This is a genomic window from Mycobacterium sp. 134 (genome assembly GCF_048282715.1).
In the GTDB taxonomy this organism is placed as follows: domain Bacteria; phylum Actinomycetota; class Actinomycetes; order Mycobacteriales; family Mycobacteriaceae; genus Mycobacterium; species Mycobacterium septicum.
On the sequence record NZ_JBLVUN010000008.1, the window covers coordinates 3,075,675 to 3,095,790 of the forward strand.

A 20,116-nucleotide genomic window follows, 5' to 3' on the forward strand; every position below is an offset into this window, starting at 1 on the left:
TGGGTTGCCGCACTCGTCACCACCCGAGTCTCACTCACGCGGCGGGAGATAACCACTACCTGACAGGTAATTGCACCGATTACCCGATCCGCGTCACTGTGGAGGTCGTCCGACGAAGGAGGCAGAGATGCGCAATTCACCGCAGTGGCCCCAGTCGATTCCACGGTGGCTGCACTTCGTGATGGCGGCCGACCGGGCCGGGTCGGCCGCCTACATCGGCACGGGATTCTTCTTCGCGCCGGTGCTCGCCCTGGCGTCGCCGTGGCCCACTTTGACGACGGTGCTCTGGATTGCGATCGCGCTGGCCGGCCTGTGGCTCGGGCTACTCGGCATCGCAATGGCAACCGGTCTGGCGATCGTGCTGCGGTCGAACACCGAGATCCCGGAGGACTACTGGCGATCCATCATCGACTATCCGAGCCCTACTGCGACACAGGAGGTTTCGCGCCAGCGCCGCCGCGGTAGTCAACCTGCCAATGTTTGATGCCGTTCAGCCAGCCGGATCGGAGCCGTTCGGGCGCCGCCAGCGGAGTCAGATCGGGCATCCCGTCGGCGATCGCGTTGAAGATCAGGTCGATCGTCATCCTGGCGAGGTTGGCACCGATGCAGTAGTGCGCGCCCGTGCCGCCGAATCCCACGTGCGGGTTGGGATCCCGCAAGATGTTGAAGGTGTACGGATCGTCGAACACTTCCTCGTCGAAGTTGGCCGAGCGGTAGAACATCACCACCCGTTGCCCCTTCTTGATCTGCACACCGGCCAGTTCGGTGTCTTCCAGCGCGGTCCGCTGGAATGACGTCACCGGGGTGGCCCACCGAACGATCTCGTCGGCGGCGGTGCCCGGGCGCTCCCGCTTGAACAACTCCCACTGGTCTGGGTGATCGGCGAACGCCATCATTCCCTGGGTGATCGAGTTCCGGGTCGTCTCGTTGCCGGCCACCGCGAGCAGGATGACGAAGAAGCCGAACTCGTCGTCGGAGAGCTTGTGCCCCTCCACGTCGGCCTGCAGCAGCTTGGAGACCAGATCGTCGCCGGGGTTCTTGCTCCGCTCGGCCGCCATCTGCATCCCGTACATGATCAGCTCGACCGAGGCGCTGATCGCATCGTTGGTGGCGAACTCGGGGTCCTGGTCGCCGACCATCTGGTTGGACCAGTCGAACAGTTTCTTGCGGTCCTCCTGCGGTACGCCCATCAACCCCGCGATCGCCTGGAGCGGAAGTTCGCAGGACACCTGCTCGACGAAGTCGCCCGAGCCTTCGGCGGCTGCTGTCTCGACGATCGTGCGGGCTCGCTCGGCGAGGTCCGCACGCAGGAGTTCGACCGCGCGGGGTGTGAAGGCTCGCGAGATGATCTTGCGCAGGTGCGTGTGATGGGGGGCGTCCATGTTGAGCATCACGAACTTGCCCTGGTCGATCTGCTGCTGGACGGTGCCCTCCCGGTAGCGCGGTAGGGCGGTCTTCTCCTGGCTGGAGAACACGTCACTGCGCAGGGACACCTCCTTGACGTCCTTGTGCTTGGTGACGACCCAGAACCCGCCGTCGTCGAACCCCCCTTGGCCCACCGGCTGTTCGTTCCACCAGATCGGCGCGATCCTGCGCATCTCGGCGAGTTCCTCGACAGGCAGTCGTTCGGCATAGATGTCGGGATCGGTGAAGTCGAATCCGGGCGGGAGGTGCAGAGTCGGCATGGCGTTGGCGCTCCTCGCGACGACGTTGTGTAGTGGCGTAATGCCATTGCTACACCACAGGTGGGGCCCTATGGAGCGGGTTTCGGAAACTCCCACATTGTTCGTATTGGAACGTGTTCCGATTCTTGCGTTGTAACGGTTGGACGAGCGCAACGATGCAGTCAGCGTTACCATCTGTCCCTGGAGCAACAGCAGGAGGCCATCGAGAATGCGAGTCGACATCCGTAGGTTCGGGATCGTCGTGACGGGCTGTGTGTCGGGTCCCGTCGTGGCGTTGGCCATGGCCGCCGCGGCGGCCGCGGAGCCGCCCAATCCGGTGGTGCCGCCCGCCCCCGCGCCGGCGCCTGCGCCCGCGCCCGCACCGGCGGTTCTGGCCGCGGCCGGAGATCCGGCGGCGCCGGTTGCCGTAGCCCCGGGAGAGACGCCTCACCTGGCAAGTCCCGATGCCCTGCCGCCCGGAGCGACGATGGATCCCACCGGGCAGGGCACCGAAACCCCCAACTTGAGCTATCTCAAGGATCTGTGGCACGCCGTGCAGAATCAGGAGATCAGCGGCAAGGAAGCACTGGTACTCGGGCTCGCGCAGCGTGGCATGAACACGCCCGTGCCCGGCCAGGTGCCTGGCCCGAACGTTCCGACCGCGCCTCAGGCGCCGGGGGAGGCACCGGTGTCCGCCGGCCGGGCGCTCCGGTTCCGTCCGTCGGCCCGGGTGGCGCCGTGGCGCCGGCCGGCCCTGGTGGTCCCGTTCCGGTGGCCGGCCCGGCCGGTCCGGTTCCGGCCCCGCCCGCGCCCCTGCCCTGACGGCCCAGGGCGGGCTGATCAGGCCGGCACGCTGGCGACCGGAATCCGGTCGACCCGGGCGGGCACGTGTTTGTGCCACGGTGTGCCCGCGTACTCGTCGCGCCACTGAGACGAGGTGAGTTCGTTGGGCGCGACCCCGGGCACGACGGCACGCCCGTCGCCGTCGGTGTGATCCAGGCCGAACCCGTTGGGTAGCGAGATGTGCCCGGGCAGCATCGCGTCGCTGATCTCCACGGTGGCCTCCGCGCTGCCCGCCGCTGTCGTGATCCTGGCCCGGTCACCGTCGAGCAGCCCGATGGCCTCGGCATCGTCGACGCTGATCCGCAAGGCGCCGTTGGTGTCTCGTTTGCGCCAGCCCGGATCGCGGATGATGTCGTTGGCGGTGTAGGCGCGCCGCTCACCGGCGGACAGCACCATGGGGAACTCCTCGGTGGTCAGCGCCGTGGGCATGCTCGGCAGCGCTCCGACCGCGTCGAGCATCTCGGGCATGTCCAGCGCGATCTTGCGATCCGCGTGGCCGATCAAGGCGAAGTCGTCCCGGTATTCGTGGACGGTGAACGTGAGCCCGGACCGGGCGGCCAGGATGGCCTCGAACAAGGCGTTGCCGTCGGCGTGCCCGGCGCGGCGTACCGCCTCGGGGTAGGTCATCGCCGTCTTCTGGGCCAGGCCCCACAGCGCGGCAGCCCCGGCCAACCCTTCTGGCAGTACCGGTCCGAGGGTCTCGTACAGCACGTACGGCAGCACCCGGCCGAGCCCGGGATTGGCGCCGACCGCGCCGAGGAACGCGGCGGCATAGGCGTCCAGCCCCTCCCGCGCGGCGCGCCGCAATGGGTCCAGCTCGGCGTCGTCGACCGCGCCGATGGCGCGGACCAGGCGTGCCCAGATCTCCGGTTCGGGCAGGGTGCCGGGCAGCGGCTCGAACAGCCGGTGCCGCAGATGGAAGGTGTTGTGCGGGAATTCGAGATTGAAGAACGTCGCCTCGGGCTTCTCGAACTGATTGGCGGCGGGAAGCACATAGTGGGCCAGCCGTGCCGTCTCGGTCATCGCGACGTCGATGACCACCAGAAGCTCAAGCGACTCGAGTGCGGTCCGCACCGCCGCCGAATCGGCGACCGAATGCGCGGGGTTGCTGCTCTCGACGATCATGGCGCGGAACCGGTCGGGGTGATCGGTGAGAATCTCCTGGGGCACCACATTCGACGGAACCAGGCCGGCGATCACCGGGGCGCCGGTGACCGGGCTACGGCCGACCCCGCCCGAGCCGAACAGCGGGGCGAACGACGAATGCAGGTGCTGCCCACCGGGTTTGGCGAAGTTCCCGGTGAGGATCCACAGCATCTTGTTCAGGTAGGAACACAGTGTGCTGTTGGGGGCCTGCTGGATGCCGAGATCCTCGAACACCGCCACGCTGCCGGCTGCGGCGATCCGGCGCACCGCCTGGCGCAACAGTGACTCCTCGACTCCGCACCGCAGTGCGTAGTCGCCGATCGGGACCTGCCGGAGCACGTCCCGGACCGGTTCGACACCGTTGACGTGTGCGGCCAGGAAGTCTTCGTCGCACAGGTCTTCCTGCACCAGCACCGCGGCCATCGCGGCCAGGCACCAGGCATCGGTGCCCGGTCGTACCCGCAGATGGAAGTCGGCGAGCTTGGCGGTGTCGGTGATCACCGGGTCGATGACGATCATCGCGCGGTCCGGATCCTTGGCGATCTCGTTGAGCACCACCCGGGCCCGGGGGAAACTCTGCGACATCCAGGGATTCTTGCCGACGAACACCGAGACCTCGGCGTGCTCGAACTCGCCGCGGGTATGCCCGCCGTAGAGGTGGGCATCGACCCACGCCTCGCCGGTCTTCTCCTGCGCCAGGGCATTCGACCGGTACCGCGACCCGATCGCCTTGAGGAAGGCCCCGCTGTACGCGCCGCCGAGGTGATTGCCCTGCCCGCCGCCGCCGTAGTAGAAGATCTTGTCGCCGCCGTGCTGCTCCCTGATGGCGAGGAACCCGGCGGCGATCTCGGAAATCGCGGTGTCCCAGTCGATCTCCTCATAGCTGCCGTCAGGACGACGCCGTAGCGGTGAGGTCAGCCGGTTGGCGTTGCTCTGGTAGTGGTCGAGTCGCAGCGCCTTGTTGCACGTGTAGCCCTGCGACGCCGGATGGTCCTTGTCGCCGCGGATCTTGGTGATGGCGCGGTCCTCGGTCTGCACCACGATGCCGCAGTTGCATTCGCAGAGGATGCAGGCGGTGGGTTGCCATTGGTCGACGGTCATGACGATGTTCCTTCCGGCAGGAGCTCACGTAGTTGACCGTGGATCTGATCCAGCGGCGTGACGTCACGGGTGGCACGGGCGACGACGATCGCGCCCTCGATGGCGGACAGGATCAGCATCGCCAGTTGATCGGCGCGGTCCGGGTCGGCTCCGTCGCCGCGCAGGCGGTCGGCGATCAGCGCGGCCCAGCGGGTGAACGCGGCCCCGGCGCGTTCCAGGACCGGGTCGGGAGCTTCGGCCTGCTGCGGGTCGCCGGCCTCGACCGCCACCGCGACGACGGGGCAGCCGGCGCGGAAGCCGGAGCTGAGGAGTTGCTTGCGGTACATCGCGATCAGGCCGTCGAGCAGAGCCGCGGCACTGTCGGCCTTGGCCAGCCGGGACACCACATAATCGCCGGCGTAATCGATTGCCTCGCAGAGGAGTTGGGTCCGGCCACCGGGGAAGTAGTGATAGGCCGAGCCGCGCGGGGCGCCGCTGTGGGCCAGTACGTCGGCGATCGCGGTCGGGTGCGCACCGCGCTCCCGGATCAGCAATGCGGCCGAGGCCACCATGCGTTCACGAGGACCAGCCATCCGACGCCCTTTCACCGGCTATGTATGCAACCATACATAATCGATGGGCATCGGTCTACGCCCACCACTTGCGACTTACGCGGCGGATTGCTGCCTGATAGTGACTGCAATCCGCCGCGTTGATGACCTAAGTAGCGGCCAACCACAAAGTCAGAAAAGCCGACATGCTCGTCAGGCACAGCAGATGGTCGCGACAGACGGAGCGCGCCCGCCGGGACTGTTCGATGACTGTGCCCCTGCGGTGGCCCAGTTTCACGGCCAGGGGGACGGTGTGCAGCAAGGCCAGCAGCACGGGGCCACCGGCGAGCACCGCGAGTACCGCCGTGAGCCAACCCGGCCCGGTGCCGTCGACTGCGTGAAAAGCCAACGCCGCCAAGAGAATCACCATGACGGCGGCGATCAGCAGACTCATCGGGCGCGATGTGGTGGTGGCCCGGTGGTAGTAACCGGCGATGGACGCCAGCACGGGTTCCGGCAACTCGGCCGACCTGCGATGGGCCAGGACCTGGACATCGAAGATCAGGTCCATCCACAGGACGGCGATCAGGAACCCGCTGCCGGCGGCCTCGATCACACGCCGGCGGCCTCATTGAGGGCATTGAGGTTGCCCGTCGCCTCCAGGTACTCCTGCACCCAGCGTTCGATCACCGCGGAGGTTTTCTCGACCTTCTTGAACTGGCCGACCACCTGGCCCACCGGGTTGAACGCGACGTCGACACTCTCGTTGGGGTACTTGTGCGTGGCGGCGACGGCCATGCCGGACACCATGTACTGCAGCGGCATGCCGAGCGGCTTCGGGTTGTCCGGGTTCTCCCAGGCCTCGGTCCAGTCGTTGCGGAGCATGCGGGCCGGCTTGCCGGTGAACGACCGGCTGCGCACGGTGTCCTTGCTGGTGGCCTTGGCGTACGCGGCGTGCTGCTGCTCGGTGTGCTCGGACTCCTCGACCATCACCCACTGGGAGCCGGTCCAGGCGCCCTGGGCGCCGAGTGCCAGCGCCGCGGCGATCTGCTGGCCGCTGCCGATACCTCCGGCGGCCAGAACCGGAACCGGGGCGACCTCCTTGACCACCTGGGGCCACAGCACGATCGAACCGATCTCGCCGCTGTGGCCGCCGGCCTCGCCGCCCTGGGCGATGATGATGTCGACGCCGGCGTCGGCATGCTTGCGGGCCTGTGACGGCGACCCACACAGCGCCGCGACCTTGCGCCCCTCGGCGTGGATGCGGTCGATCATGTCCTTCGGCGGGGTGCCCAGGGCGTTGGCGATCAGCGTCATCTTGGGGTGCTTCAGTGCGATCTCGACCTGAGGTGTCGCAGTGGCCTCGGTCCAGCCCAGCAGCTGCAGGGCGTCGTCGTCACTGTGGTCGACCGGCACGCCATGGTCGGCGAGGATCTTCTTGGCGAAGTCCAGGTGCTCCTGGGGCACCAGCGACTGCAGCATGCCCTTGAGATCGTCGGCGGACATGTTGGTGTCCATGCCCTCGTACTTGTTCGGGATGACGATGTCCACGCCGTACGGGTGATCGCCGATGTGCTCGTCGATCCAGTTCAGTTCGATCTCGAGCTGCTCGGGGGTGAATCCGACGGCGCCCAGCACGCCGAAACCACCGGCCTTGCTGACGGCGACCACAACGTCACGACAGTGGGTGAACGCGAAGATCGGGACGTCGATCCCGAGTTCGTCGCAGAGTGCGGTGTGCATTCTGAGCTCCTTCAATGGAGGTGCGGTTTGGGAGTCCTCGGCCGCTGTGGCCCGGACAGAAGTGAAACGTGTTCTAGTTTAGTACCACCTTAGATCGTTTTGGGTCGCGACCCGGCAGATTCACGCGAGCTCGGCTACGAACGACACTTCGTTTCCGTCTGGATCCGCGACGTCGATGACGGCGACCATATTTGCGATGACCTGCGGTTCTGTCACGGTCACGCCATCGTCGCGCAGTGCTGCGGAGATGGTGTCCAGATCGTCGACCCCGAATCGCACGGCCGATCGCCCTGCGCAGGCGGGATCGGTGACGACCTGTAGCCACGCGGTCGCCGTCAGCTGCCATTCCGCGACACCTGGAACGGGTTCCAGGTCGGGTTCCCGGCCGAGGAGGCGGGTGTACCAGGCTTTCGCCTCCTCGAATCGTCCGGTGGCGATGACGGCCGCGACGTCCTTGATCCCGACGGAATGTGTTTGTGCGGACATCCCTCTGTTCTAGTCCTGATCTGGTCTCGACTGGCCGAGTGTCGTGGCGGCTTGGTTTAGTAGCCCCATGGGCCGCACGTTGTCGCCACCTGAGTCGCTCGAGGAAATCGGAGTGGGTCCGGGCGGTGCGCAGGTGGGAGCCTTCTTCGACCTCGACGGCACGTTGGTGGACGGATTCACCGCGACCGCGCACGCCGGTCATCGCATCCGGCGGCGGCAGGCCGCTGCCGGCGAGATCCTCGGAATCGTCGAGGCCTCCGTGCGCTACCGGATCGGCCGGATGCCGTTCGAGCGGCTCCTGGTGCGGGCGGCCGGGTACCTACGCGGCGAATCCCTGCCCGAACTCGACGAGCTGGGGGAGTACCTCTTCGAGAACCGGATCGCGCAGCGGGTCTATCCCCACATGCGGGAGGTGGTTCGTCGGCACCAGGACCGCGGCCACACCGTCGTGTTGAGTTCCTCGGCCCTGACCATCCACGCCGAGCCGGTGGCGCGCCACCTCGGGATCGACCATGTGCTGTGCAATCACTTCACCACCGACGGCGAGGGCCGGCTGACCGGTGGGATCGTCGAGCCCATCATCTGGGGTGCCCGCAAAGCCGCCGCGGTGCAGGACTTCTGCCAGGGAGGGCGGATCGACCTCGCGCACAGCTATTTCTATGCCGACGGCGATGAGGACGGTGCACTGATGCGGTTGGTGGGCCATCCGCGGCCGGTGAACCCGCGGCCCGGGCTGGCCTCGGCCGCCAACGACCACGGTTGGCCGGTGCTGACGCTGCCCAGGCCCGGTGGCCGCCGCCGCGGCGAGGGTCGACTACGGCCGGGCGCCTAGCCGAGTCTGTACAGCCCCTTGCCGGTACCCAGCGGGAGGTCCAGCGTGGTTCGGATGCCGGCCGGGGCGGCCACCACATCGGGGATGGCGTTGACGATCCGGCCGGCCGCGGCCAGGATCGCCGCGTAGTTGTGGTCGCCGCGGCTACTGGTCGGGCAGATGTCCACGACGTAGGACGGCTCGCCGCTGATCTCGACCCGGTAGGAGCCACCCGGTTGGGCCGGCTGGGCCCAATCCGGGCGCAGGTCTTCACGCACCCGGGTGATGTGCTCGACGACGATCAGCGGTTTGCCGTCGACCATGCCGTTGATCTCGAACCGCATCGCGGCCACCGTGCCCTTGGCGATCACGCCGGTGGCGACCTCGATGTCCTCCGGCGCGGGTTCCAGTTCGTAGCTCTCGGTGATCTCCTCGAGCTCGACGCCCAGGCCGGCCGCCAGCATCTTGATCGCGGTGCCCCAGGCGGCACTGAGGATGCCGGGGTAGAAGAGCATGCCGGGCTGATCCATCGGATTGCCGAAGCCCATCACGATCGACATCACCTCGGCGCCGTCGTAGGTGGCGTAGTCGGCGATCTCCATGGTCTTGATCTGGTCGATGCGCTGACATGTGCTGGCGATGGCGAAGGGGACGAGGTCGGTGGCGAACCCGGGATCGACCCCGGTGATGTACACACTCGAATTCCCGCTCCGCGCAGCATCCTCCACGCGGTCGATGGCCTTCTGTGGCATGGCGCCCCAAGGGAATTGCAGACCGCCTGGGGCGGATCCCACCACGTTGATCCCGGCGGACAGCGCCGCCATCACATCGCGGGTTGCCTCGACCGGTCGGGTGTCGCCCATCGCGCAGTACACCAGGCAGTCCGGTTTGGCGGCGATCGCGGCTTCGATGCCCAGCGTGGCGGTGACCCCGGTGACGCCGTCCAGTCCGGCCAGTTCGCCGGCGTCCAGGCCGACCTTCGCCTCGGTCGAGGTGCCCACCGCGACGAGTTCGAACCGGGGGTCGTCGATGAGCTGGATCAGGGCCAACCGGCCGCAGTTTCCGGTGCCGACGATCGCCACGCGAATGGCCATACAGGTCTCCTCAAGGTGTGCGGTCTAATCGCAGTATGCCGATCCGGCGACAAAATTGGAACAAGTTCTAATTTCGCGCCGCAGGCGGTAGCCTCAGCCGTCATGGGACGGGTAGATGGAAAAGTGGCACTCATCAGTGGCGGCGCGCGGGGTATGGGCGCGGAGCACGCCCGCGCTCTGGTCGCCGAGGGCGGCAAGGTGGTGATCGGCGACATCCTCGACGACGAGGGCAAGGCGCTGGCCGCCGAACTCGGCGACGCCGTGCGCTACGTCCACCTCGACGTCACCGATGCCGACCAGTGGGATGCCGCAGTCGCAACGGCGACCGAGGAGTTCGGCCTGCTCAATGTGCTGGTGAACAACGCCGGGATCGTCGCGATCGGCCAGATCGGCAAGTTCGACATGGCCCAGTGGCAGAAGGTGCTCGACGTCAACCTGACCGGCACCTTCCTGGGCATGCAGGCCAGCGTCAAGGCCATGAAGGCCGCGGGCGGCGGCTCGATCATCAACGTCTCGTCCATCGAGGGACTGCGCGGTGCGGCCATGGTGCACCCGTATGTGGCCTCCAAGTGGGCCGTGCGCGGTCTGACCAAGTCCGCGGCGCTGGAGCTGGGTCCCAAGCAGATCCGGGTCAACTCGATCCACCCCGGATTCATCCGGACCCCGATGACCGAGCACTTCCCCGAGGACATGCTCACCATTCCGCTGGGCCGGCCCGGACAGCCCGACGAGGTCTCCAGCTTCGTGGTGTTCCTGGCCAGCGATGAATCCCGCTACGCCACCGGCGCCGAGTTCGTCATGGACGGTGGCCTCGTCAACGACGTCCCGCACAAGCTCTGAGGGCGCACCGGCCGCACGCGGCGGTACCGGCCACGGCAGAATGACCCGGCAGGGCATCGACTCATGGACGCGGTGCCACACCGGTCTTTGAGGAGCTGCCCATTTCCGCCCGGAATCGCCGCGCCGGCCTGAGTCTTCGGGCCAGAATGGTGGGCTTCGTCCTCGCCGCAGTGCTGCTGTTCTCGCTGTGCGCGGCCGATTTCCCGCCGTTCGCCAAGCCGGAGCCGCCGTCGGGGCGGATAGAACTGGCGCAGGGTTGGCAGCTGGCCTCGGCGCGCACCACGACGGCCGACGGCGCTGCGATGTCCACGCCCGGCGAGGTGAATGCCGACTGGCACCCGGTCAAACAGATGCCGTCCACCGTGCTGGGGGCGCTGCAGGAGGACGGCACCTATCCGGACCTGTACGTGGGGGACAACCTGGCCGACGTGCCGGACGACCTGTTCCGGCAGGACTGGTGGTACCGCACGACCTTCACCGCGCCGCAGGGCAGTTCCAGCTACCGGCTCGATTTCCCCGGCATCAACTACCGCGCCGAGGTGTGGCTCAACGGCACGATGATCGCGGGCAATTCACTGCTGGTGGGCATGCACACGATCCACGAGATCGACGCGACCCCATGGATCAACCCCGGGGGCGTCAACACGCTGGCGGTCAGGGTGACGCCCGAACAGGCGTTACAGGACATCGACGGCGTCGAGCTGGCCGACAGCTGGTGGGACTGGCTCAACTGGAACCGCATCGGTTACCAGGGCCCGGACAAGAACCCACTGCGGGGCAATTCCTATGTGGCCGACCGCAATGCGGGCATCTTCAAACCCGTCTACCTGAGCTACTCGGGGCAGGTCGTGCTCAGTGACCCACTGGTCACCACCGAGCTACCGCTGCCCGCCACCGACTCTGCCCGGCTCACCGTCTACTCCGAAATCCGAAACACGGCCGACGTACCGATGCGCGGTGTGGTCCGGGCCCGCATCAGCCGGCCCGGTAAACCGCCCATCTCGGTGGATCAACCGGTCAGCCTGGCGCCAGGGGAGAGCCGTGAAATCCGGTTCGACCCGGACACTTTCGCGGCCCTGCGGGTCAGCAACCCCGACCTGTGGTGGCCCTACACCATGGGCAGGCCCGATCTGTACGACCTGCGGCTGGAGTTCCTGCGGTACGGCCGGGCCACCGACACCGTGGATTCCCGGTTCGGTATCCGCACCGTGGCCCAGCACCGCGACAACGACGAGCAGTTCCCCGACCTGGGCCGCGGCGGCAGCTTCTACCTGACGGTCAACGGGCGCGACTTCCTGGTGCGGGGGGCGGCATATACGCCCGACCTGTTGTTCCAGTACGACCCGCAGCGTGAGGACGCCATCCTCGGATACGTCCGGGACCTGGGGTTGAACATGCTGCGGCTGGAGGGGAAGTTCCCGGGCGACAACATCATCGAGCGCGCCGACGAGCTCGGCATCCCGCTGATGTACGGCTGGATGTGCTGCAACCAGTGGGAGAAGTGGTGGCAGTGGGATGACGAGGATCGGCGGGTGGCCGACGAGAGCATGCGCTCGCAGATCCTGTCTCTGCGCGGGCACGCGTCGGCGTTCCTCTGGGCCAACGGCAGCGACGGCAAGCCCCCGGCACCGGTGCTCGAGGGATATCACGGGATCCTGCGCGATCTGCACTGGCCCAACACCGTCGTCGACACGGTGTCGTCCCTGGCCCGCGACGCCAACGGGGAACCTGACTGGGACGGCATCCACATGGCCGGCCCGTACACGTGGCGCCCGCCGAGCTACTGGTTCAGCGGCCAGTACCAGGCCACCCGCGGCTCCAATGCCGAACAGGGCGACAACGAACACATCCCGCCGTTCGCCAGCCTGCAGAAGTTCATCCCGCCGGACAAACTCTGGCCGATCAACGAGGCCTGGTACTTCCACGCCGGGGCCAACCCGAGCAACGCCGCGCTGGAGAGCATCCGGACCGCGGTGGTCCAGCGCTACGGATCCTCGCGCGGCGCAGAGGAATTCGCCCGCAAAGCGCAACTGGCCCACTACGAGTCGACGCGCGCGCAGTTCGAGGCGTTCGCGGCCGGCGGGTGGGACAACCACAAGATGACCATCTACTGGATGCTCAACAATCACTGGCCGTCGTTCTTCGGTCATCTCTTCGACTACTACCTGCGGCCCGGCGGCGCCTACTACGGGGCCAAGAAGGGGCTGCGTCCGCTGTCGGTGGTGTTCGACTCCTATGCCACCGGCGATCACGACACCGCCCATGTGTCTGTGGTCAATCAGTCCCCGCAGGAGCGGACGGGCCTGCGGGTGCGGGTGCGGACCTACGACCTGGCCGGGCGGATGCGCGACGACCGGAGTTCCGATGTGCCGGCCGTGCCGTCGAACGGCGTCGTGCCCGGGTTGTCGTTGCCGCGGCTGGCAGCCGACTCCCCGGTGGTGTTCGTCCGCTGTGAACTGCTCGACGAGAACGGCGCCGTCGTGGCCGACAACACCTACTGGCAGTCGCAGCAACTCGACGATGTCGGCCCACCGGTCAACGACCAGGCGTTCGACCTCGTACAGAGCAGCTGGGCCGACATGACCCCGCTCAACACGATGGCGCCGGCACAGCTGCAGGTGACCGCGCACCGGACCGAATCGGCCGACGGCAGTGCCAGCGTGCTGATACAGCTGCACAACCCCGGCCGGCAGATCGCGTTCTTCGAACGCGCCGAGATCACCACCACCCGCGACGGTGACGAGATCCTGCCGATCGAGTACTCCGACAATTACGTCACCGTCTACCCGGGGGAGACGGTGGAGGTCACCGGCACGGTCCCCGGTTCGGAGCATGGACCCAACTGGGTCCGGGTCGGCGGTTACAACAGTGCGCCGACGGTGGTGCCGATCGACCAGCGGGCACGGCGATAGGATCGGCTGATGACCACACCCGATGAGCGCCATGAGGTAGGACAGCTGGCCGAGAGCGGCGGATGGGTGCACCGTGACCTCGACCGGGTGGACGTCTACCAGCGCGGCGCGAACCGGATCAGGGTGGTGTGGCAGGGCCCGACCACGATCAGTGGGGCGACGCTGTACCAGGACGACATCATGACCACCTACACCCGCGAACTGGCGACCGTGAACGCGTGGCTCAAGCGCTGATTCGCTAGCTGCCGGATCGCGTGGGCCGAAATTCGGTCGCATTGTCCGGTGACGGTGTGGCACCGTCGGATTCCGTGATCGACAACGTGTCCTCCCCGGCGACAACTCTCACTCTGCACAGCGTCACTGACGCCGACTGGGCAGGCATGGCACTGCTCGGCAACACCGCATTCGGCGAGGTCAACCACCCCGATTCGATGTCGGCGTGGCAGCAGATGGTGCCCGCCGACGGCGGCGTGGTGATGCGTGACGGTGGCAGCGACGGCGACATCGTCGGCCAGTCGATCTACCTCGATCTCACCCTGACCGTTCCGGGCGGCGGGGTGCTGCCGGCGGCGGGTATCAGCTACGTGGCTGTCGCTCCCACTCATCGGCGGCGGGGGATCCTGCGGTCGATGTACACCGAGTTGCACCAGCGGATCGCCGATGCGAAGTATCCGATCGCCGCGCTCACCGCGAGCGAAGGCGGAATCTACGGCCGGTTCGGCTACGGCCCGGCCACCACCGTGCACCTGATGACGATCGAGCGCAGATTCGCCCAGTTCCATTCCTCGGTCCCCGACCCGGGCGGTGTTCGCCTGGTCAAACCCGCCGAACACCGCGATGCCCTGGCCGAGATCTACGACCGCTGGCGACTGCGGACGCCGGGCGGTCTGGCGTGCCCGACGCCCCTGTGGGACGACGTCCTGGCCGATCGGGAGAACACCCGCGACGGCGGTTCCGAGTGGTTCGCATTCCTGCATCCCGACGGCTATGCGCTGTACCGGGTGCACGGCGAGGAGTCCCGGACGCTGCGGGTACGCGAGGTCACCGCGGTGACCCCCGACGCCCACATCGCGCTCTGGCGGGCGTTGCTGGGGATGGACCTCATGGAGAAGGTGAGCATCTGGACCCATCCCGGCGAGGTCGTGCCCTATCTGCTGACCAACTCGCGGCTGGCCCGGGTGACTTCGAGCAGCGACGACATGTGGGTCCGGATCATGGACGTCCCGGCTGCCCTTGAGGCCCGCCGTTACCAGGCCGACCTCGACACCGTGCTGGACGTCACCGACGGTTTCCGTGACGACGGCGGCCGGTACGCCCTGCAGATTCGCGACGGCCGGGCCCGGTGTACGCCCACCGACGCTCCGGCAGACATCGAACTCGACCTGGACGTGCTCGGCAGCCTCTATCTGGGCGCCCACCGCCCCGAGTCGTTTCTCGCCGCAAACCGATTGCGCGGCAAGGACTCAGAGATGGTGCAGCGGCTCGGTGCGGCCTTCGCGAGTGATGTTCCGGCCGAACTGGGCTACGGCTTCTGAGCGTCGGCGCGCGCCCGCTGCGTAGTGTTCAACGGGTGAGCGCGCGTGCAGGCATCGTCGTTACCGGAACAGAAGTACTCACCGGGAGGGTTCAGGACCGCAACGGTCCGTGCCTGGCCGACCAGCTTCTCGAGCTCGGGGTCGAACTCGCCCACATCACCATCTGCGGTGACCGTCCCCGGGACATCGAGGCACAGTTGCGGTTCCTGGCCGCCGAGGGTGTGGACCTGATCGTGACGAGCGGCGGGCTCGGGCCGACCGCCGACGATCTCACCGTCGCGACGGTCGCCGAGTTCTGCGGTCGTGAACTCGTTCTCGACGAGGCCATGGAGGAGCGAATCGCCGCCATCCTGCGCAAGCTGATCGGCGACCGTCCCGGCGTGGATTTCGACGCGGTGCGCGCCGCCAACCGCAAGCAGGCCATGGTGCCTGTCGGTGCGGAGGTCCTCGCGCCCGTGGGCACTGCCCCCGGCGTCGTGGTGGGCGGCAGCCCGACGGTCGTCGTCCTGCCCGGCCCGCCGCGCGAGTTGCAGCCGATGTGGCACACAGCTGTCGCCACCGAGGCTGTGCAACAGGCTATTTCGGGCCGTACCCGCTACCGGCAGGAAATGGTGCGGATGTTCGGGCTCGCCGAATCCGGCCTGGCCGAGACTCTGCGCGACGCAGAGGCATCGATCGCGGGTTTCGACGCACTGGAGATCACCACCTGCCTGCGCCGCGGTGAACTCGAGATCGTCACCCGGTACGAGCCCGACGCCGCCGGCACCTACCAGGAGCTGCTGACGCTGCTGCGCGACCGCCACGGTGCCGCGCTGTACTCCGAGGACGGCACGACGGTGGACGAGCAGGTGGCCGGCCTGTTGGCCGGGCACCGGATCGCCACCGCGGAATCGTGCACCGCGGGACTGCTGGCCGCCCGGTTGGCCGACATCCCCGGCTGCTCGGACTACTTCGCCGGTGGGGTGGTCAGCTATTCGAACGAGGCCAAGGCCGAACTTTTGAACGTGGATCCGGTGCTGATCACCGAGTACGGCGCGGTATCCGAACCGGTGGTCGAATCCATGGTCACCGGCGCGTTGCACCATTTCGGTGCCGATACCGCGGTGGCCATCAGCGGTATCGCGGGTCCGGACGGCGGCAGCCCGGAGAAGCCTGTCGGCACCGTGTGTTTCGCGGTCCGGGCCGGATCGGCGGCGATCACCCGCACCCTCCGCCTCCCTGGCAACCGATCCGATATCAGGGAGCGGGCCACGACGGTGGCGATGCACCTGCTGCGCCGGGCGCTCACAGACGGCGGCGACTGACCCGTCGTCAGCCCAGCGGTGCGACGGCGGCTTCGGCGGGCGCCGCCGGCCGTCGTGTGCGGTTTCGGCGGGACGAGCCGGCCGCCACCCGCCGCACGATGGCCGGATGCATCAGCCGGCTGGGTGGATCGACCAGGTTCATCACCCGGAAGAACGCCTCGGTGACCACCGGATCGTCCTCGGCGGCCGTGAGCACCCGCTCGGTGTACCAGTTGGCCAGCCGCACCGACACCGGCCGGGGGCCAGGGATCTGCGGCAGGGCCAGATCGGCGCCGCAAGCCATCTGCCATGCCGTGTTGACGCAGCCGGCAGCGGCCCGCAGGAATCGGCGGCCCAGATCGTCGGCTCCCCGGACCAGGCAGTCGCGCAACGCCAGCGCCTCGAGCGCGGCCACCGACATGCCCTGTCCGTACACCGGATTGAAGCTGCAGATCGCGTCGCCGAACACCAGGAGGCCTTCGGGGAAGCTGGGCATGCGCTCGTAGCGTCTCCGCACACTCGCCGGATAACGGAAGGTGGCCGCCGCCCCGACCGGCTGGGCGCTGCGCAATGCCGTGATGGTTTCGGCGGGGAACAGATCCTCGACGAAGGCGATCATCCCGGGCAGATCGGCCGGTGGTTCCTGACCGTTCATCCCGGCCGTGGTGAGCAGCCAGGTGTTGTCCTCGTAGGCGAAAAGTGAACCACCATAGGGTCTTTCGGGAACAGCTCCGACGAGAGTGAGCCGGTCGCGCGGAGCTTCGTCGCCGAAGCGCATCAGTTGGCTGGAATAGGCCACCTGCACCGCGATCCGGTCTTCGGCCGGCCGTCCGAATCCGGCGCTCTCCAGGAACGCGGGTGTGCGTCCGGCGCGGCCCATCGCGTCGACGATCAGGTCGGCGGCTATCGCCCGTCCGGTACCACCGCTGCGAGGGGCCACGAGGACGCTGGTCACGCGCCGGGTGTCATCCATCAACAACTCGACCGCGTCGTGCCCGTCGAGGATGTCGACGTTTGCCATCGCGCGCACCCGGTCCCGGACATGCGCCTCCAGAAACGGTCTGCTGGCCAGATACGACGCGATCGGTCTGGACGGTTCCCCGTCGAGATTGAGCCTGTGGCCGCCGAATGTCAGCGAGATGAGGGACAGATTCGCCCCGTCGAGCACTGTGGCTCCGTCGGCCGCCAACTCCTCGGGGAGGCCGGGAAACAGTTCGGCAAGCGCCTGCAGTCCGCCGCTGAGCAGTCCGTGGGCATGCCGGCCTTGCGGGACGCCGCGCCGCTGAACCGGACCGTCCGGCAGGACGTCGCGCTCCACGAGTGTGACGGTGTCGAAGAAATCGGCCAGCGCCCGGGCGGCCAGCAGCCCGCCCATGCTCGCGCCGAGCACCATCGCGTGTTTGCCGATCGTTGCCATTGCCGACCTCCGGACCTGCTGGCACGTCGCCAGTTGTTCGAAGTATCGGAGCAGGCCGGGGCCGGGCCTAGAGTAGTGCGCTACTCGAACATCACCGGGTCACCGGTATCGACCGCAACGCCTCGTCGACGCAGGCCGGCCAGGCACCCGCATCGAGGACGGTGACCGCACGCGCCCCGTAGGCGCTGGAGATGACGACGTCCGGCCGCAGGCTCGCCAGCAGGTGCAGGCTGTCGGCCAACGCCGCGGCGTCGCCGACGCCGGGGATCACGAACGTCGACCACCGGTCGTCGGCGGCGACGAACATGGTGTCCCCGGTGAACAGATACCGGCCCTGGGCGCCCTCGACGAGATAGCTCGTGCTCCCCGGAGTGTGGCCGGGGGTGGGGATCACCTCGACACCACAGTCATCGACGTACCGGGAGGACAGCGGTACGTCGATCGGGCTGTGCGGTTCGATCGTGTCGCGTTCGGCGGCCGGCGCGTGCAGCCGGGAGCCGAAGCGCCCGGCGATGCGGGCCAGCATCGGGCCTGCTTCGTCCTGGTGCGACAGATAGTGGTCGTCGACCCCGCCGAGTGAATCCAGCGTGGCGAAATCCGCGTCGCCGGCCGGGCAGTAGAACAGCGCGTTGTGCCCGCCCCGTGTCCACAGGTAGGCATGTGTGGTCAAACCTGGAAACGGTGTGTCGGTGCGGGTTTCCCACAGGTCGGTCCGGATCTGGGTCATGGAAGTTGCCATGACCACAGCCTCGGCCCTGAACAATGGTTGAGGTCAAGCCTCGGGCGAGCTCAGTCCGACTTCGCCTTGTCCCATGTCGAGATCATCGTGCCCATGATCTCCTCGGCGCAACCCAGCCCACCCAGGTGGCTTTCGTAGGGCAGCTCGGTCATGACCGCGTCCGGCAGCCGGGAGACCACATGCTGCCCGTGGGCGAACGGCACGATGTGGTCGTGGTCGCCGTGCCACCAGCGCACCGGAACCTTGACCTCGTCGAGGCGGAAACCCCAGTCGCGCTCGAACACCACGATGTCGTAGAAGGGCGCGGCCAGCTGCTTGCGGCTGCCGTTGAGCAGGTCGTCGAGGAACATGGCCTTGAACTCGGGCCGGCCGAGCATGCGCCGGTCGCCCTCGGGGGAGATCCGCGCGTAGATCTCCAGGGCCGGAGAGGCGACCGGGCGGATCAGCCGGATCAGCCCGGAGGCGGCCAACCGGATCGGCGCACCGGCCACCTCCAAGATGGGCGCGACCACCGCCCCGAGTTGCATCAGCGGACTGCTGATCGCGTCGGGCCCGACCATCGGGGCCACGCCGCCGAGCACCCCGGCCGCCACCACCCGGTCGGGCATGGCGGCCGCGGTGGCCAGCGTGTAGGGGCCGCCGCCGGACAAGCCGATGACGGCCATCTTGTCGATGCCCAGCGTGTCGGCGATGGTACGCAGATCCGCACCGAAATCCAGCACGCGGTGGTACTGGTGCGGTGTGGACGAACCGATGCCCGGCCGGTCCACCCCGATCAACCGGATGTGGTTCTGCTCGGCGTAGATCCGGGCCTCGGTCGGGATCTGCCTGCGCGCACCCGGGGTGCCGTGCAGCCAGAAGACCGCACGGCCCTGCGGGTCGCCGAACTCGGCGAACCCGAGCTGCCGACCGTCGCCCACGGCGACATTGCCCTCCAGTTTGGGGCGATCGATCGGGATGACCATCTGCGTGCGCCTTGCCTCGCCGGGTCCGCGACTAGCCCGCGACGGACGCGTCGTAGATCGACTGGATCGACTTGTCCAGCGTGGCGTTGAACTCGTCGTCGCTCTGCTGGGCCGACAGACCCTCGGTCAGCGCGCGGCTGAAGCTGGCGATCACACCGGTGTTCTCGGCCAGCAGCTTGTTGGCCTCATCGCGTGAGTAGCCACCGGACAGCGCCACCACCCGCATCACCTTCGGATGCTCGACCAGCGACTGGTAGTGGTTGGCCTGGGTCGGCAGGGTCAGCTTGAGCATGACCTTCTGGTCGACGGGCAGCGCGTCGAGGTTCTTGGTGATCTCGTCGCGGAGCAGGTCCTCGGCCTCGGCCTTGTCGGAGATCGAGATGGTGACCTCGGGCTCGATGATCGGGATCAGACCGTGCGAGAGCACCTGCTTGGCCACCTCGAACTGCTGGGCGACCACCGCTGCGATCCCGTCGGCGTTGGCCGCGCCGATCACCGAGCGCTCCTTGGTGCCGAAGATGCCGTTCTTCGCAGCGCGGGCCAACAGATCGTCCAGACCGGGCATCGGCTTCATCACCTGTACGCCGTCAGCGACGTCGGCCAGGCCCTTGTCGATCTTCAGCAGCGGAACCACGCCCTTGTCCTCCCAGAGGAACGTTGCGGTGGGCTTGCCCTCGATGGAGCGGTCCATGGTCTGCTCGAACAGGATCGCGGCCAGCACCCGGTCACCGTTGAACACCGGGGAGGTGATGATGCGCGAGCGCATCTGGTGGATCAGGTCGAACATCTCCTCCTCGGAGGAGTAGGCGCTCTCCTCGACACCGTAGAGACGCAGGGCCTTGGGGGTGGACCCGCCACTCTGGTCGAGCGCGGCGATGAAGCCCTTGCCCGTGGTCATCTTGTCGGCCTGCTGCTGGTTCACCATGAGGTTGTCTACTCCTTTGAAGACGGCGTCCTGATGTTGTTGTGCTGTTGAGGGCGCACACCGCCGGTTGCGCACAGTTCGA

The 20,116-nt window shown here is 67.6% G+C and carries 19 protein-coding genes; 8 read left to right on the top strand and 11 right to left on the bottom strand.

All coding sequences use genetic code 11. The annotated features are described in order from the left end of the window. Positions 1 to 127: 127 nt before the first annotated feature. On the top strand, positions 128 to 484 hold the full coding sequence (locus tag ACNQVK_RS19505; protein ID WP_418030810.1) for a hypothetical protein: 357 nt from the start codon (positions 128 to 130) through the stop codon (positions 482 to 484). Here ACNQVK_RS19505 and ACNQVK_RS19510 read toward each other — a convergent pair. Continuing rightward, positions 423 to 1,685, bottom strand: a complete 1,263-nt coding sequence (locus ACNQVK_RS19510) for a cytochrome P450 (RefSeq protein ID WP_418030811.1) — start codon at positions 1,683 to 1,685, stop codon at positions 423 to 425. The genes ACNQVK_RS19505 and ACNQVK_RS19510 overlap by 62 nt on opposite strands. 208 nt (positions 1,686 to 1,893) lie before the next feature. On the opposite strand from ACNQVK_RS19510, the gene ACNQVK_RS19515 reads away from it, so the two are divergent. Beyond that, positions 1,894 to 2,595, top strand: a complete 702-nt coding sequence (locus ACNQVK_RS19515; protein WP_418030812.1) for a hypothetical protein — start codon at positions 1,894 to 1,896, stop codon at positions 2,593 to 2,595. On the opposite strand, the gene ACNQVK_RS19520 is transcribed toward ACNQVK_RS19515, so the two are convergent. The 5 genes from ACNQVK_RS19520 to ACNQVK_RS19540 all read right to left on the bottom strand — a co-directional run bounded on the left by ACNQVK_RS19520 (position 2,505) and on the right by ACNQVK_RS19540 (position 7,513). After that, complete coding sequence (locus ACNQVK_RS19520) at positions 2,505 to 4,754, bottom strand: molybdopterin-dependent oxidoreductase (protein ID WP_418030813.1); 2,250 nt, start codon at positions 4,752 to 4,754, stop codon at positions 2,505 to 2,507. The genes ACNQVK_RS19515 and ACNQVK_RS19520 overlap by 91 nt on opposite strands. Continuing rightward, on the bottom strand, positions 4,751 to 5,326 hold the full coding sequence (locus ACNQVK_RS19525) for a TetR/AcrR family transcriptional regulator (protein ID WP_418030814.1): 576 nt from the start codon (positions 5,324 to 5,326) through the stop codon (positions 4,751 to 4,753). The genes ACNQVK_RS19520 and ACNQVK_RS19525 overlap by 4 nt, the downstream gene beginning before the upstream one ends. A gap of 127 nt (positions 5,327 to 5,453) precedes the next feature. Then, positions 5,454 to 5,855, bottom strand: coding sequence for a hypothetical protein (locus ACNQVK_RS19530; protein WP_418034223.1), 402 nt, complete (start codon positions 5,853 to 5,855; stop codon positions 5,454 to 5,456). Between the two features lie 41 nt (positions 5,856 to 5,896). Further along, complete coding sequence (locus tag ACNQVK_RS19535) at positions 5,897 to 7,027, bottom strand: nitronate monooxygenase (protein WP_211154515.1); 1,131 nt, start codon at positions 7,025 to 7,027, stop codon at positions 5,897 to 5,899. 120 nt (positions 7,028 to 7,147) lie between these two features. Beyond that, positions 7,148 to 7,513 carry a VOC family protein gene (locus ACNQVK_RS19540; protein WP_418030815.1) on the bottom strand — a complete coding sequence of 122 codons (366 nt, stop codon included), beginning with the start codon at positions 7,511 to 7,513 and terminating at the stop codon, positions 7,148 to 7,150. Positions 7,514 to 7,580: 67 nt separating this feature from the next. On the opposite strand from ACNQVK_RS19540, the gene ACNQVK_RS19545 reads away from it, so the two are divergent. Next, positions 7,581 to 8,345: an HAD family hydrolase gene (locus ACNQVK_RS19545; protein ID WP_418030817.1), complete on the top strand. Its 765-nt coding sequence runs from the start codon at positions 7,581 to 7,583 to the stop codon at positions 8,343 to 8,345. Here the strand turns inward: ACNQVK_RS19545 and ACNQVK_RS19550 are convergent. Next, complete coding sequence (locus ACNQVK_RS19550) at positions 8,342 to 9,418, bottom strand: diacylglycerol kinase (RefSeq protein ID WP_418030818.1); 1,077 nt, start codon at positions 9,416 to 9,418, stop codon at positions 8,342 to 8,344. The two genes, ACNQVK_RS19545 and ACNQVK_RS19550, sit on opposite strands and share 4 nt — an antisense overlap. A gap of 102 nt (positions 9,419 to 9,520) precedes the next feature. Here ACNQVK_RS19550 and ACNQVK_RS19555 point away from each other — a divergent pair, with 102 nt between their 5' ends. The 5 genes from ACNQVK_RS19555 (at position 9,521) to ACNQVK_RS19575 (ending at position 16,009) form a co-directional block, all read left to right on the top strand. Next, positions 9,521 to 10,258 (top strand): glucose 1-dehydrogenase, encoded by a 738-nt coding sequence (locus ACNQVK_RS19555; protein ID WP_418030819.1) that lies wholly within the window; start codon positions 9,521 to 9,523, stop codon positions 10,256 to 10,258. A gap of 146 nt (positions 10,259 to 10,404) precedes the next feature. Beyond that, positions 10,405 to 13,170 carry a glycosyl hydrolase 2 galactose-binding domain-containing protein gene (locus tag ACNQVK_RS19560; protein ID WP_418030820.1) on the top strand — a complete coding sequence of 922 codons (2,766 nt, stop codon included), beginning with the start codon at positions 10,405 to 10,407 and terminating at the stop codon, positions 13,168 to 13,170. A 9-nt stretch (positions 13,171 to 13,179) separates the two neighbouring features. Then, on the top strand, positions 13,180 to 13,404 hold the full coding sequence (locus tag ACNQVK_RS19565) for a hypothetical protein (RefSeq protein WP_418030821.1): 225 nt from the start codon (positions 13,180 to 13,182) through the stop codon (positions 13,402 to 13,404). A 74-nt stretch (positions 13,405 to 13,478) separates the two neighbouring features. After that, a complete protein-coding gene (locus tag ACNQVK_RS19570; protein WP_418030822.1) occupies positions 13,479 to 14,705 on the top strand; it encodes an enhanced intracellular survival protein Eis in 1,227 nt (408 codons plus the stop codon). Between the two features lie 35 nt (positions 14,706 to 14,740). After that, entirely contained in the window at positions 14,741 to 16,009 is a 1,269-nt protein-coding gene (locus tag ACNQVK_RS19575) for a competence/damage-inducible protein A (RefSeq protein WP_418030823.1), read from the top strand. A 7-nt stretch (positions 16,010 to 16,016) separates the two neighbouring features. Here ACNQVK_RS19575 and ACNQVK_RS19580 read toward each other — a convergent pair whose 3' ends face one another. From ACNQVK_RS19580 to ACNQVK_RS19595, 4 genes are all read right to left on the bottom strand, one after another. Then, positions 16,017 to 17,405 (bottom strand): FAD-dependent oxidoreductase, encoded by a 1,389-nt coding sequence (locus tag ACNQVK_RS19580; RefSeq protein WP_418030824.1) that lies wholly within the window; start codon positions 17,403 to 17,405, stop codon positions 16,017 to 16,019. A gap of 91 nt (positions 17,406 to 17,496) precedes the next feature. Continuing rightward, complete coding sequence (locus ACNQVK_RS19585) at positions 17,497 to 18,144, bottom strand: MBL fold metallo-hydrolase (RefSeq protein ID WP_418030825.1); 648 nt, start codon at positions 18,142 to 18,144, stop codon at positions 17,497 to 17,499. A 50-nt stretch (positions 18,145 to 18,194) separates the two neighbouring features. Beyond that, positions 18,195 to 19,109: an alpha/beta fold hydrolase gene (locus ACNQVK_RS19590; RefSeq protein ID WP_418030826.1), complete on the bottom strand. Its 915-nt coding sequence runs from the start codon at positions 19,107 to 19,109 to the stop codon at positions 18,195 to 18,197. 31 nt (positions 19,110 to 19,140) lie between these two features. Next, positions 19,141 to 20,034 carry a fructose bisphosphate aldolase gene (locus ACNQVK_RS19595; protein WP_418030827.1) on the bottom strand — a complete coding sequence of 298 codons (894 nt, stop codon included), beginning with the start codon at positions 20,032 to 20,034 and terminating at the stop codon, positions 19,141 to 19,143. Positions 20,035 to 20,116 lie beyond the last annotated feature (82 nt).

Bases quoted from the DNA above. Each gene is read 5' to 3' on its own strand.
- ACNQVK_RS19505 (WP_418030810.1), top strand. From the start codon at position 128: ATGCGCAATTCACCGCAGTGGCCCCAGTCGATTCCACGGTGGCTGCAC.
- ACNQVK_RS19510 (WP_418030811.1), bottom strand. From the start codon at position 1,685: ATGCCGACTCTGCACCTCCCGCCCGGATTCGACTTCACCGATCCCGAC.
- ACNQVK_RS19515 (WP_418030812.1), top strand. From the start codon at position 1,894: ATGCGAGTCGACATCCGTAGGTTCGGGATCGTCGTGACGGGCTGTGTG.
- ACNQVK_RS19520 (WP_418030813.1), bottom strand. From the start codon at position 4,754: ATGACCGTCGACCAATGGCAACCCACCGCCTGCATCCTCTGCGAATGC.
- ACNQVK_RS19525 (WP_418030814.1), bottom strand. From the start codon at position 5,326: ATGGCTGGTCCTCGTGAACGCATGGTGGCCTCGGCCGCATTGCTGATC.
- ACNQVK_RS19530 (WP_418034223.1), bottom strand. From the start codon at position 5,855: ATGGACCTGATCTTCGATGTCCAGGTCCTGGCCCATCGCAGGTCGGCC.
- ACNQVK_RS19535 (WP_211154515.1), bottom strand. From the start codon at position 7,027: ATGCACACCGCACTCTGCGACGAACTCGGGATCGACGTCCCGATCTTC.
- ACNQVK_RS19540 (WP_418030815.1), bottom strand. From the start codon at position 7,513: ATGTCCGCACAAACACATTCCGTCGGGATCAAGGACGTCGCGGCCGTC.
- ACNQVK_RS19545 (WP_418030817.1), top strand. From the start codon at position 7,581: ATGGGCCGCACGTTGTCGCCACCTGAGTCGCTCGAGGAAATCGGAGTG.
- ACNQVK_RS19550 (WP_418030818.1), bottom strand. From the start codon at position 9,418: ATGGCCATTCGCGTGGCGATCGTCGGCACCGGAAACTGCGGCCGGTTG.
- ACNQVK_RS19555 (WP_418030819.1), top strand. From the start codon at position 9,521: ATGGGACGGGTAGATGGAAAAGTGGCACTCATCAGTGGCGGCGCGCGG.
- ACNQVK_RS19560 (WP_418030820.1), top strand. From the start codon at position 10,405: ATGGTGGGCTTCGTCCTCGCCGCAGTGCTGCTGTTCTCGCTGTGCGCG.
- ACNQVK_RS19565 (WP_418030821.1), top strand. From the start codon at position 13,180: ATGACCACACCCGATGAGCGCCATGAGGTAGGACAGCTGGCCGAGAGC.
- ACNQVK_RS19580 (WP_418030824.1), bottom strand. From the start codon at position 17,405: ATGGCAACGATCGGCAAACACGCGATGGTGCTCGGCGCGAGCATGGGC.
- ACNQVK_RS19585 (WP_418030825.1), bottom strand. From the start codon at position 18,144: ATGGCAACTTCCATGACCCAGATCCGGACCGACCTGTGGGAAACCCGC.
- ACNQVK_RS19590 (WP_418030826.1), bottom strand. From the start codon at position 19,109: ATGGTCATCCCGATCGATCGCCCCAAACTGGAGGGCAATGTCGCCGTG.
- ACNQVK_RS19595 (WP_418030827.1), bottom strand. From the start codon at position 20,034: ATGGTGAACCAGCAGCAGGCCGACAAGATGACCACGGGCAAGGGCTTC.